The organism is Azospirillum oryzae, assembly GCF_900177515.1.
GTDB lineage: Bacteria > Pseudomonadota > Alphaproteobacteria > Azospirillales > Azospirillaceae > Azospirillum > Azospirillum oryzae_A.
Map to the genome: position 1 here is coordinate 2,837,235 of NZ_FXAK01000007.1, position 12,139 is coordinate 2,849,373.

A 12,139-nucleotide genomic window follows, 5' to 3' on the forward strand; every position below is an offset into this window, starting at 1 on the left:
CGCACCGCGCATCGCGGTTGCGGCCGTCCTTGGGTCGCGTGCGAACGCCAAAGGCACAACGGGGACCTGACACCCCCGGCCTTCCGGCGGCGGCGCGATCCGCCCTCCAAAAGCCTTCTGAGAAGACTTTCTTCCCGCCGGGAGCCCCACGCATGATCATCACCGTCGAAGAGCCGAAGCACGCCGCCGCCATCGAAGCCCTGCTGGACGCCTCCTTCGGTCCCGACCGCTTTGCCAAGACCGCCTACCGGCTGCGCGACGGCGTCGACTCCATCCCCGCCCTGAACCTCGTCGCCATCGAGCATGACGAGCATGGGCGCGAGGTGGTGGTGGGCACCATCCGCTACTGGCCGATCCTGGTCGGCGGCACCACCCAGTCGATCCTGCTCGGCCCGATCGCGGTCGCCGCCCATCTGCAGGGCAGCGGTCTGGGCAGCAAGATGATCCGGATGAGCCTGAACAAGGCGGTGGCTCTGGGCCACAAGTCGGTGATCCTGGTCGGCGACGCCCCCTATTACGAGCGGTTCGGCTTCTCCCGCGCCCTGACGCTGGGCATGGAGATGCCGGGTCCGGTCGACATGAGCCGGCTGCTGGGCCTGGAACTGGTCGAAGGCTCGCTGGCCGGCGCCGCCGGCATGATCGGCAAGCCGGAGCAGGCGGACGCGCAGGACATCGCCATCGGCGAAACCTCGGTTCTTGGCCCGGTTCTCGGCCCGGTGCTGGCCACCTCCATCGACATGCCGGCGGGAGACACCTCCGTCCCTTTCAGCGCCCTGTTCAGCCGGGCGGCGGCGGAGCGAATCTGGACTGACCGCGTGCGCAGGACCGACTGGTTCTGGCGCGACGGTCTGCAGGCCGGCGCGGCGTGACGATTTCGGATTGCGGAAACGACGTCGTTGCAAACATGGGTGGGGCGAAGCGGGATTGACTCGATTCGCCCCACACGCGATACCATCTTTTCAGGAGCGACGCCGGACCGACGGCGTGCCGCGCGCCACGCAGCACCGTGAGCGCGCTATTCGTTTTTGTTCCAAGCGGAAGGGTGCGGGTTGACCAAGAAGCTGTTCATCAAGACCTGGGGCTGCCAGATGAACGTGTACGACTCCGCCCGGATGGCGGACGTCCTGGCACCGCTGGGCTACCAACCGGTCGATGAGCCGGACGGCGCCGACATGGTGATCCTGAACACCTGCCACATCCGCGAAAAGGCCGCAGAGAAGGTCTTTTCCGAACTGGGCCGCCTGCGCCAGATGAAGGACCGCAAGGCGGAGGCCGAGGACGGCCGGATGATCCTGGCGGTCGCCGGCTGCGTCGCCCAGGCGGAAGGCGAGGAGATCGTCGCCCGCGCGCCCTTCGTCGACATGGTCTTCGGCCCGCAGACCTACCACACCCTGCCGGAGATGGTGGCGAAGGCCAGCCGTGCCGCCGGCAGCGTGCTGAACACCGATTTCCCGGCCGAATCCAAGTTCGACTTCCTGCCGGAGGAAGCCGGCAGCCAGGGCGTGTCCGCCTTCCTGGCGGTGCAGGAGGGCTGCGACAAGTTCTGCACCTTCTGCGTGGTGCCCTACACCCGCGGCGCCGAGTTCTCCCGCCCCGCCGGCCAGATCGTTGCGGAAGCCAAACGCCTGGTGGCCGGCGGCACGCGCGAGATCAACCTGCTGGGCCAGAACGTCAACGCGTGGCATGGCGACGGGCCGGACGGCACGACCTGGGGTCTCGGCCGGCTGATCCGCGAATTGGCGGAGATCGACGGGCTGGAGCGCATCCGCTACACCACCTCGCACCCGCGCGACATGGCCGACGACCTGATCCGCGCCCATGCCGAGGTGCCGCAGCTGATGCCCTACCTGCATCTGCCGGTGCAGGCCGGGTCCGACCGCATCCTGGCGGCGATGAACCGCAAGCACACCGCCGACGATTACCGCCGTCTGGTCGACCGGCTGCGCGCGGCCAAGCCCGATCTGGCGATGTCCGGCGACTTCATCGTCGGCTTCCCCGGCGAGAGCGACGCCGATTTTGCCGCGACGCTGAAGCTGGTCACCGAGATTGGCTATGCCCAGGCCTATTCCTTCAAATACAGCCCGCGCCCCGGCACCCCGGCCTCGGTCGAGGGATCGCAGGTGCCGGAAGAGGTGAAGGAATCCCGGCTGGCGGCGCTGCACCAGCTGCTGAACGCCCAGCAGGTGGCCTTCAACCACAGCTTCGTCGGCCGCAGCGTGCCGGTCCTGTTCGACCGCGTCGGGCGGCGCGACGGCCAGCTGCTGGGCCGCAGCCCGTGGATGCAGTCGGTCCATGCCGAGGCGAACGAACGGCTGCTCGGCCGCATCGTCGAAGTGCGGGTCGATGCGGCGCTGGCCAACAGCCTCGCCGGCACTGTTGTAACCGGTGAGCACACCACCGGCGGACACACTGCCGCCCTTCCCTTCCAGCCTGCCGTAACCTTGGAGGCAAGCGCTTGAACGGTCTGCCCGAACGGCGTATCGACGTTCAATTCGATGACAACCGGCTTCTGCCGATGCTGTACGGGGAGCATGACCGCCACCTCGCCCGCATCGAATCCCTCCTCGGCGTGTCGCTGATCTCCCGCGGCAACACCCTGACCATCTCCGGCCCGCCCGAGGCCGCCGAAACGGCGCGGACGGCGCTGAACGGCCTGTATGGCCGGCTGACCCGCGGCCAGACCATCGACGGCGGCGAGGTCGACGGCGCCGTCCGCATGGCCACGGCCGATGCCGGATTCGCCGGCGTGGCGACGGGTGAAGAGCCGCGCGCACCCGGCCAGCAGGCGACCATCACCCGCGCCGAGATCGCGCTGCGCACCCGCCGGCGCGGCCCGATCACCCCGCGTTCCCCCACCCAGGCCGCCTATCTGCAGGCTTTGGCGGAGAGCGAGCTGGTCTTCGGCCTCGGCCCGGCCGGCACCGGCAAGACCTATCTGGCGGTGGCCCAGGCGGTGGCCTTGCTGACCACCGGTCAGGTCGACCGCATCGTGCTGTCGCGCCCGGCGGTCGAGGCGGGCGAGCGTCTGGGCTTCCTGCCCGGCGACCTGAAGGAAAAGGTCGATCCTTACCTGCGTCCGCTCTACGACGCGCTGCACGACATGCTGCCGGCCGAACAGGTGAAGAAGCGGCTGGAGTCCGGCGAGATCGAGATCGCGCCGCTGGCCTTCATGCGCGGCCGGACGCTGGGCAACGCCTTCGTCATCCTGGACGAGGCGCAGAACACCACGCCGATGCAGATGAAGATGTTCCTGACCCGTCTCGGCGAAGGCGGGCGGATGGTCGTCACGGGAGACATCTCGCAGATCGACCTGCCGTCGGGCACCCGGTCGGGCCTGCGCGACGCGCTGGACATCCTGCGCGGGGTGGAGGGCGTGCGCTTCGTCCGCTTCACCGACGCCGACGTCGTCCGCCACCCGATGGTGGCCCGCATCATCCGCGCCTATGACCAGGCCGATGCCCGCGAGGCGGCGCGCAAGCAGGCCCGCCGTGCTGGTTCCGAACCCGGAACGAACGACCGCGAGGCCGGTATCGTTGGAGATCCGGAATGACCAGCGCGGTCGACGTCACTGTTTCACGTGAAGCCGGCGATTGGGCCGAGGATGCCGAGTGGCTGGCGGAGCGCGCGGCGCTCGCCGCGCTGGGTGCCGCCTATGACGATGAGGAAGGCCCGGCCGAGCTGTCGGTCGTGCTGGCCGACGACGCGCTGGTCCACCGGCTGAACCGCGAGTATCGCGGCAAGGACAAGCCGACCAACGTCCTGTCCTTCGCCCTGACCGAGGCGGAGGAGCCGGAGGCGCAAGACGGCGTGCCGGTGATGCTGGGCGACGTCATCCTCGCCTATGAAACGGTCGCCCGCGAGGCGTCCGAACAGGGGAAAATCTTCAAAGACCACATGACTCACCTTGTGATGCATGGTGTTCTGCATCTGCTGGGTTATGATCACGAGACGGACGACGAGGCCGAGGAGATGGAGGCGCTGGAAACCCGGCTGCTCGCCACGCTCGGAATCGCCGACCCTTATGCCGCCAACCACCAACCGCCGGACCGATGAGCGAGATATCCGACAGTCGCACGCCCCGTGATGACCACGGGGCCGAAGACCATTCCCTGGGCCACCTGTTCAAGGGGTGGCTCCGCACCGTCTGGGGCGGCCGCGAGGACAATTCCCTGCGCGGCACGATCGAAGAGCTGATCGCCGGCCTGGACGATGCCGCGAGCGAGGACGGCGAGGATTCGCTGGGCGCCGGCGAGCGGGCGCTGCTGACCAACATCCTGAAGCTGCGCGACCGCACCGTCGCCGACGTCATGGTGCCGCGCGCCGACATCATCGCCGTCGACATCGACACCCCCTTCCCCGCCCTGGTCCAGCGCGTCGCCGAGGAGGGCCATTCCCGCCTACCGGTGTTCCGCGAGACGCTGGACGACGTGGTCGGCATCATCCACATCAAGGACGTGCTGACCCTGCTGGCGAAGCAGGCCGCCTCGCCCGAGGGCATGCGCCAGAAGCCGGACCTGACCGGCATCATCCGCGAGGCGAAGATCGTCGCCCCTTCCATGCATGTGCTCGACCTGCTGGTGCAGATGCGCCAGACCCGCCAGCACATGGCGCTGGTGGTGGACGAGTTCGGCGGCATCGACGGCCTCGTCACCATCGAGGATCTGGTGGAGGAGATCGTCGGCGAGATCGAGGACGAGCATGACGAGACCGCGGCGCCGCGTCTGGTCGAGCGTCCCGACGGCAGCCTGATCGCCGACGCCCGCCTGCCCATCGAGGATTTCGAGCACCGCGTCGGCCCGGTCCTGTCGGAGGAGGAGCGCGAGGACATCGACACGCTGGGCGGTCTGGTCGTTTCCATCGCCGGCCGCGTGCCGGGGCTGGGCGAGCGGCTGATCCATCCCTCGGGCCTGGAATTCGAGATCGTCGACGCCGACTCCCGCCGCCTGAAGCGCCTGCGCGTCCACAACGTCCCGGCCAACAGTTCGGAGCTGGCGGAGACGGCGTAAGGATCGGGGTGGGGGCCCGCGCCTCCCCCCACTCCCACAACACAGCTCCGCCCACAACAGCCTTGGCGCCCCCGTCCGGCCGCATTACCTATGGCGCCGCCCGCCATTCCTTGCCGCTGCCGGAGTTTCCCGTCTTGACCGTCACCGATGCGCTGCCCGTCCCCGCCCGGCTGGGCCGTGTTTCTGCGCGGCTGGCCGCGTTGACCGGCTGGCGCCGGCTGGCCGCCGCGACGCTGCTGGGCGGGCTAGCCACGCTGGCGGTGCCGCCGGCCGACCTGATGCCGGTGCTGCTGGTCGCCTTTCCCGGCCTGATCTGGCTGCTGGACGGGGTGGAGACGAAGAAGGGCGCCTTCGCCGTCGGCTGGTTCTTCGGCTTCGGCCATCACCTGCTGGGGCTCTATTGGATCAGCGCCGCGCTGTTCACCGACATCGCACGCTTCTGGTGGGCCCTGCCGCTGTCGGCCGTCGGTCTGCCGGTCCTGCTGGCGATGTTCAGCGGCGGCGCCACCCTGGCCTTCCATCTGCTGCGCCGGCGCGGCTTCGGCATCGGGTTGGCCCGGCCGGTTCTGTTCGCCGCCTGCTGGTGCCTGTGGGAATGGCTGCGCGGCCATGTCTTCACCGGCTTTCCCTGGAACCTGATCGGCTATGGCTGGGTCGGGGTTCTGCCGGTGCTGCAGACCGCCTCGCTGGTCGGCATCTACGGCCTGACGCTGGTGACGGTGCTGGTGGCCAGCTTGCCCGCCGCCCTGCCCGACCGCGACACCACGCCTCGCCGCGCCTGGGCCGGCGTCGCCGCCGGGCTGGCGCTGCTGGCGGTGCTGGGCGGCTGGGGAGCCTGGAGGCTGGCCGGCGCGGTCGACGAGCCGGTGCCGGGCGTCCGTCTCCGGCTGGTCCAGGCGGCGATCGACCAGCGGCTGAAATGGGCGCCCGGCGAGCGGGTGCAGAACTTCCAGAACCATCTCGCCCTGTCCGCCGCTCCGCCGGCCGATCCGTCGGCCCCGCCGCCCAACGTCATCATCTGGCCGGAAACCGCCGTCCCCTTCTTCGTCGAGGAGGATGCGCGGGTGCGCCAGGCGATGGCCTCGGTCATCCCGCCGGGCGGGCTGCTGATCACCGGGGCGCCTCGCACGACGGTCGATGCGGACGGCGAGCGCCGCTATTTCAACGGCATGGTGGCGGTGGACGGCAGCGGTGCGGTGGTCGCCGACTACGACAAGTTCCACCTCGTGCCGTTCGGCGAGTATATGCCGCTGCGGCAATGGCTGCCCGTCGGCGCCATCGCCGGCAACGGGGCGGAGTTCTCGGCCGGCCCCGGTCCGCGCACCTTGGACCTGGAAGGTCGGGTGGCCGGCCTGCCCTCCTTCAGCCCGCTGATCTGTTATGAGAGCATCTTCCCCGGCGCCGTGGTCGACACCGCCGACCGGCCGCACTGGCTGCTGAACCTGACCAACGACGCCTGGTATGGACGCACCGCCGGCCCGCACCAGCATTTCGCCATCAACCAGGTCCGCGCGGTGGAGGAAGGGCTGCCCCTGGTCCGGGTGGCGAATACGGGAATATCCGGGGTGGTGGACTCCTACGGTCGTGTGCAACAATTGCTCGGACTGGGTGAGCGAGGCTTCATCGATACCACATTGCCGAAAGCGCCTGACGGCGTCACAGCCTATGCCCGCATGGGAGACTGGATTTTCGGCATAGTGCTTCTAGGCTGTTTTCTGGCGGCCTTGGCCTCGCGATATCACCGGTAACGCAGCAATACGGGCAATCCGTCCGCCACAGGCAGAACAATTTCGTGTATCGGGCTTGACCGGAGCGGGCTTGACTGCATACGTGGATATGTCGTAACTAGGTTGCACAACCGTTACAGGGATAAACGAGATGCAGACTGAAACTGGGGCGCCGCGCGGGCGCCGTGCGGGTGCCGGCCGTCCGAAGACCGGAAAGCCGAATCCCATCGACGTCCATGTCGGATCCCGCGTCCGTCTTCGCCGCACGCTTCTCGGCATGAGCCAGGAGAAGCTTGGCGAGGCGATCGGCCTGACCTTCCAGCAGGTGCAGAAGTACGAGCGCGGCGCCAACCGCATCGGCGCGTCGCGTCTGTTCGATCTCAGCCGCGTCCTGGATGTGCCGGTCTCCTTCTTCTTCGACGACATGCCGGCCGAAGCGGCTGCCGCCCGCGTCGACGACGAGGACGAGACCGGTGCGACCGAAGAGCGCTCCGCCGGCGCCTACGAGCCCGATCCGATGGCCAAGCGCGAGACGCTGGAACTGGTCCGCGCCTACTACAAGATCAGCGATCCGTCGGTGCGCAAGCGCCTGTTCGAACTGACCAAGGCGGTGGCCAGCGCCGCCGTGGCCGAGGCCGCGGAGTAACGCCGTCAAGTACCTCCTGCCGGTTGCCACACGGCAAGTGATACCCACCGAATGGGGAAGGCACGGGTCCGACCGTGCTCCCCCTTCGTGCTGGGCCTGCGATAATCGGTCCGGGGCCTTACCGCCGGTAGATTTCTTGACCCGGGCGGGATTCCTTGTCACAACCCGCTTTGGACCGGTGTCTGCGGCCGCTGTACCGGTCTGCCGTTTCGGCTCATGAAATAGCGTGCCGCCGAATGCCGAGGTTTCCCGTGGCAAAGCTGAACTACGTCTTCACCAGCGAGTCCGTGTCGGAAGGTCATCCCGACAAGGTCTGCGACCGAATCTCCGACGCCATCGTCGATCTTTATCTTTCGCACGACCCGCAGGCCCGCGTGGCCGTCGAGACGCTCGCAACCACCAACCAGGTCGTTCTGGCCGGCGAGGTGCGCGGCCCCGACAGCATCAAGGCCGACCAGCTGGTCGAAGTCGCCCGCGCCGCGGTGAAGGACATCGGCTACGAGCAGGACGGCTTCCATTGGGAGAAGATGGACGTCAAGTGCTTCGTCCATTCCCAGTCCGCCGACATCGCCGTGGGCGTCGACGCCGCGGGCAACAAGGACGAGGGTGCCGGCGACCAGGGCATCATGTTCGGCTATGCCTGCCGCGAGACCCCGGCGCTGATGCCGGCGCCGATCTACTACAGCCACGCCATCCTGAAGTCGCTGGCCGAGGCGCGCCATTCCGGCGCCGCCCCGCAGCTGGGCCCCGACGCCAAGAGCCAGGTCACCCTGCAGTACGTCAACGGCCGCCCGACCCGCGCCACCGCCATCGTGCTGTCCACCCAGCATGCCGAGGGGCTGGACCAGGACGCCGTGCGCGAGATCGTCCTGCCGCACATCGTCAACTGCCTGCCGGAAGGCTGGATGTGCGACCCGAAGCACCTGTACGTCAACCCGACCGGCCGCTTCGTCATCGGCGGCCCGGACGGTGACGCCGGCCTGACCGGCCGCAAGATCATCGTCGACACCTACGGCGGTGCCGCTCCGCACGGCGGCGGCGCTTTCTCCGGCAAGGACCCGACGAAGGTCGACCGCTCGGCCGCCTACGCCGCCCGCTATCTCGCCAAGAACGTCGTCGCGGCGGAGCTGGCGGAGAAGTGCACGATCCAGGTCTCCTACGCCATCGGCGTGTCGAAGCCGCTGTCGGTCTATGTCGACACCCACGGCACCGGCAATGTCGACGAGGATCGCCTGTCCGACGTGCTGCAGCAGCTGGTGGACCTGTCCCCGCGCGGCATCCGCACGCATCTGGGCCTGAACAGGCCGATCTACGCCCGCACCGCCGCCTACGGCCATTTCGGCCGCGAGCCGGAGGTGGACGGCGGCTTCTCGTGGGAGAAGACCGATCTGGTCGGCGACCTGCGCAGCGCCTTCCTGTAAGCGCGCGTTCGCAGCATAGGACCCGCCGCAAGGCGGTTGGACGGCAGGGGCTGGCAACGGCCCCTGCTTTCTTTTGAGGCCCATCCCTTTTCCCGATACAGCGTTCCGACATGACCGACGACAGCACCTCCGGCCCTCTCTCCGCCGGCCCCCTCGCCGAAAGCTCCAACCGCCTGTTCGGGCGCCGCAAGGGCCGGCCGTTGCGCAAGCGCCGGACGGAGCTGATCGACGTTCTGCTGCCGCAGCTCCAGATCACGCTGCCGGAGCCCGGCGACAGGTTGGACCCCGCCGGCCTGTTCGACAGCCCCAAGCGGGAGGTCTGGCTGGAGGTCGGGTTCGGCATGGGCCATCACCTCGCCTGGCAGGCCGGGCACCACCCGGATGTCGGCTTCATCGGCGCGGAACCCTTCCTCAACGGCATCGCCGGCCTGCTGGGCATGGTCGACGACGAAAATCTGCGGAATGTGCGCATCCAGCCCGACGACGCCCGTCCGCTGCTGGACGCCCTGCCTGACGCCTCCATCGGCCGCGCCTTCGTGCTGTTCGCCGACCCCTGGCCGAAGAAGCGCCACGCCGACCGCCGCTTCATCGGGCCGGAGAACCTGCCGCGGCTCGCCCGCGTGCTGAAGGACGGTGCCGAGCTGCGTCTGGCCAGCGACGACATGGGTCTGGTGCGCTGGATGCTTGAACACACGGTGAAGCATCCCGATTTCGAATGGACGGCGCGCCGCCCGTCGGACTGGCGCATCCGCCCCGACGATTGGCCGGCGACGCGCTACGAGGAGAAAGCCATCGCCGCCGGCCGCAAGCCGGTGTTCATGCGGTTCGTCCGCCGTCCGCGGGGCTGACGCATACCCGTTCCGCTTGAGATTCCGGCCGGCCACAGCGATCGGACCGGAAAAGGCTTGCGGCATCGGACGGAATGACTATATTCACCGCTGAGAACCCATACGGATCGGCGGCCCGGGCAACCGGGCCGGCGAGACGCTTTGCGGGTGGGCTTTTGCCCACTTATTTTTTTATGAGCGTGTGGAAGCACGCGCTTGTTGAACCTTCTGTTGTGGAAACCTCGTCCGGTTCGATCCCGGCCGCAGGCTTTGGGTCAGGTGGAATGGACGCTACAGGTCGCATCGAACAGATCATCACGCCGTCGGTCGAAGCCATGGGCTATGAGGTCGTGCGCGTACAGATCTCCGGCGGCCAGCGGGCGATCCTCCAGATCATGGCGGAGCGCGCCGACGGCGCGCCCATGACCGTCGAGGATTGCGCCGACATCAGCCGTTCCGTTTCGGCCCTGCTGGACGTGGAAGACCCGATCCGCGAAGCTTACACGCTGGAGGTCAGTTCGCCCGGCATCGACCGGCCGCTGACCCGGCTCAAGGATTTCGAGCGCTTCGCCGGCTTCGAAGCCCGGCTGGAAAGCCGCATGGCCATCGACGGCCGCAAGCGTTTCAAGGGCATGCTGAAGGGCGTCGAGGACGGCCTCGTGTGCATCGACACCGAACAGGGAGCCGCCCGGCTGGAGTTCGACAACATCCTGCGCGCCAAGCTGGTGCTGACGGACGAACTGATCCGCGCCAGCCAGGAGCAGCAGGAGGGCCTGCAGAACTGACGGACCCGTCCATCAGGACGCGCCATCGGACTGCCTGCCCCAGGTTGCCCCCACCCCGCCGAGACCCGACCGGACATCACGCAAGACCGGCATCACACAAGACCGACTCAGGAAGTGTAACGGATGGAACTGCTGCAAGTCGCTGACGCGGTCGCCCGCGAAAAGAACATCGACCGGGACGAAGTCCTGGAGGCGATGGAGCAGGCGATTCAGAAGGCCGGCCGCTCCAAGTACGGCCACGAGCACGACATCCGCGCCCGCATCGACCGCAAGACCGGCGACATCCATCTGACCCGCCACCTGGAGGTGGTCGAGGCGGTGGAGAACGAGGCGACGCAGGTCACCCTGCCCTACGCCCAGCGCCGCAAGCCCGGCGCCAAGATCGGTGATTTCCTGGTCGACCCGCTGCCGCCGATCGATTTCGGCCGCATCGCCGCCCAGACCGCCAAGCAGGTGATCGTGCAGAAGGTGCGCGACGCCGAGCGCAAGCGCCAGTTCAACGAGTACAAGGACCGCAACGGCGAGATCGTCAACGGTCTGGTCAAGCGCGTCGAGTACGGCAACGTCACCGTCGACCTGGGCCGCGCCGAAGCGATCCTGCGCCGCGACGAGCTGCTGCCGCGCGAGCATTTCAAGAACGGCGACCGCGTCCGCGCCTACATCTTCGACGTCCGCGAGGAACCGCGCGGGCCGCAGATCTTCCTGTCGCGCACGCATCCCATGTTCATGGCGAAGCTGTTCGCCCAGGAAGTGCCGGAAATCTACGACGGCATCATCGAGATCAAGGCCGTCGCCCGTGACCCGGGTTCGCGCGCCAAGATCGCGGTGCTGAGCCACGACAGCTCCATCGACCCGGTCGGCGCCTGCGTCGGCATGCGCGGCAGCCGCGTCCAGGCGGTCGTCGGCGAGCTGCAGGGCGAGAAGATCGACATCATCCCGTGGTCGGGCGAGGCGGCGACCTTCGTCGTCAACGCGCTCGCCCCGGCCGAGGTCGCCAAGGTCGTGCTGGACGACGAGAACCGCCGCATCGAGGTGGTGGTGCCGGACGACCAGCTGTCGCTGGCCATCGGCCGCCGCGGCCAGAACGTGCGTCTCGCCTCGATGCTGACCGGCTGGGACATCGACATCCTGACCGAACAGGAAGAGTCGGAGCGCCGGTCGGAGGAAATCCACAACCGTTCCGCCCTGTTCATGCAGGCGCTGGACGTCGACGACGTGATCGCCCATCTGCTGGTCGCCGAAGGCTTCACCTCCGTCGAGGAGATCGCCTTCGTCGAGACCGAGGAACTGGCCGAGATCGAAGGCTTCGACGAGTCGGTCGCCGACGAGCTGAAGCAGCGCGCCCTCGCCTTCCTGGAAGTGCAGGACGAGCAGGCCAACGAGCGCCGCCTGGAGCTGGGCGTCGAGGACATCGTCGCCGAGCTGACCGGCTTCACCGCCACGCAGCTGGTGAAGCTGGGCGAGAACGGCGTGAAGACGCTGGACGACCTGGCCGATCTGGCCGGCGACGAGCTGGTCGAGATCCTGAGCAAGGACGGCGCCAAGGACGCTCCCTCCGAGGAGGAGGCGAACGCGATCATCATGGCCGCGCGCGCCCACTGGTTCGAGGGTGAGGAACAGGGCGGCGCTGCCGCGGCTCCGGCCACCAGCGGTCCGGCCGACGGCAAAGCCGGTGGTCAGGGCGCGCAGGCCTGACCGGCAGCAATGCCGGTTGGAACTGCGCCCGA

At 68.3% G+C, this 12,139-nt stretch carries 11 protein-coding genes; all 11 read left to right on the forward strand.

Going from position 1 to position 12,139, the window contains the following annotated elements:
- The first annotated feature begins 152 nt into the window (after positions 1–152).
- The 11 genes from B9N97_RS25975 (at position 153) to nusA (ending at position 12,107) form a co-directional block, all read left to right on the forward strand.
- Positions 153–869, forward strand: coding sequence for a GNAT family N-acetyltransferase (locus B9N97_RS25975; protein WP_085090521.1), 717 nt, complete (start codon positions 153–155; stop codon positions 867–869).
- Positions 870–1,049: 180 nt separating this feature from the next.
- Positions 1,050–2,459, forward strand: a complete 1,410-nt coding sequence (gene miaB / locus B9N97_RS25980) for a tRNA (N6-isopentenyl adenosine(37)-C2)-methylthiotransferase MiaB (RefSeq protein ID WP_085090522.1) — start codon at positions 1,050–1,052, stop codon at positions 2,457–2,459.
- Positions 2,456–3,550, forward strand: coding sequence for a PhoH family protein (locus tag B9N97_RS25985; RefSeq protein WP_085090523.1), 1,095 nt, complete (start codon positions 2,456–2,458; stop codon positions 3,548–3,550). The genes miaB and B9N97_RS25985 overlap by 4 nt, the downstream gene beginning before the upstream one ends.
- Positions 3,547–4,053 carry an rRNA maturation RNase YbeY gene (gene ybeY / locus B9N97_RS25990; RefSeq protein ID WP_085090524.1) on the forward strand — a complete coding sequence of 169 codons (507 nt, stop codon included), beginning with the start codon at positions 3,547–3,549 and terminating at the stop codon, positions 4,051–4,053. Before B9N97_RS25985 ends, ybeY begins: the two co-directional genes overlap by 4 nt.
- A complete protein-coding gene (locus B9N97_RS25995; protein WP_085090525.1) occupies positions 4,050–5,006 on the forward strand; it encodes a hemolysin family protein in 957 nt (318 codons plus the stop codon). The genes ybeY and B9N97_RS25995 overlap by 4 nt, the downstream gene beginning before the upstream one ends.
- A 134-nt stretch (positions 5,007–5,140) precedes the next feature.
- Entirely contained in the window at positions 5,141–6,754 is a 1,614-nt protein-coding gene (gene lnt, locus B9N97_RS26000) for an apolipoprotein N-acyltransferase (protein ID WP_085090772.1), read from the forward strand.
- A 130-nt stretch (positions 6,755–6,884) separates the two neighbouring features.
- The gene (locus B9N97_RS26005; protein ID WP_085090526.1) at positions 6,885–7,379 is read left to right on the forward strand and encodes a helix-turn-helix domain-containing protein; all 495 of its coding nucleotides are present in this window, start codon (positions 6,885–6,887) and stop codon (positions 7,377–7,379) included.
- A gap of 236 nt (positions 7,380–7,615) precedes the next feature.
- Complete coding sequence (metK, locus tag B9N97_RS26010; protein WP_432264199.1) at positions 7,616–8,800, forward strand: methionine adenosyltransferase; 1,185 nt, start codon at positions 7,616–7,618, stop codon at positions 8,798–8,800.
- A 110-nt stretch (positions 8,801–8,910) separates the two neighbouring features.
- Positions 8,911–9,648: a tRNA (guanine(46)-N(7))-methyltransferase TrmB gene (gene trmB / locus B9N97_RS26015; protein WP_085090528.1), complete on the forward strand. Its 738-nt coding sequence runs from the start codon at positions 8,911–8,913 to the stop codon at positions 9,646–9,648.
- Between the two features lie 263 nt (positions 9,649–9,911).
- A complete protein-coding gene (gene rimP / locus B9N97_RS26020) occupies positions 9,912–10,412 on the forward strand; it encodes a ribosome maturation factor RimP (protein ID WP_085090529.1) in 501 nt (166 codons plus the stop codon).
- Between the two features lie 123 nt (positions 10,413–10,535).
- Positions 10,536–12,107, forward strand: a complete 1,572-nt coding sequence (gene nusA, locus B9N97_RS26025) for a transcription termination factor NusA (protein WP_085090530.1) — start codon at positions 10,536–10,538, stop codon at positions 12,105–12,107.
- The last annotated feature ends 32 nt before the right edge of the window (positions 12,108–12,139 follow it).

Coding starts and splice junctions, on each gene's coding strand:
- B9N97_RS25975 (WP_085090521.1), top strand. CDS start 153: ATGATCATCACCGTCGAAGAGCCGAAGCACGCCGCCGCCATCGAAGCC.
- B9N97_RS26005 (WP_085090526.1), top strand. CDS start 6,885: ATGCAGACTGAAACTGGGGCGCCGCGCGGGCGCCGTGCGGGTGCCGGC.
- rimP (WP_085090529.1), top strand. CDS start 9,912: ATGGACGCTACAGGTCGCATCGAACAGATCATCACGCCGTCGGTCGAA.
- ybeY (WP_085090524.1), top strand. CDS start 3,547: ATGACCAGCGCGGTCGACGTCACTGTTTCACGTGAAGCCGGCGATTGG.
- metK (WP_432264199.1), top strand. CDS start 7,616: ATGCCGAGGTTTCCCGTGGCAAAGCTGAACTACGTCTTCACCAGCGAG.
- nusA (WP_085090530.1), top strand. CDS start 10,536: ATGGAACTGCTGCAAGTCGCTGACGCGGTCGCCCGCGAAAAGAACATC.
- B9N97_RS25995 (WP_085090525.1), top strand. CDS start 4,050: ATGAGCGAGATATCCGACAGTCGCACGCCCCGTGATGACCACGGGGCC.
- trmB (WP_085090528.1), top strand. CDS start 8,911: ATGACCGACGACAGCACCTCCGGCCCTCTCTCCGCCGGCCCCCTCGCC.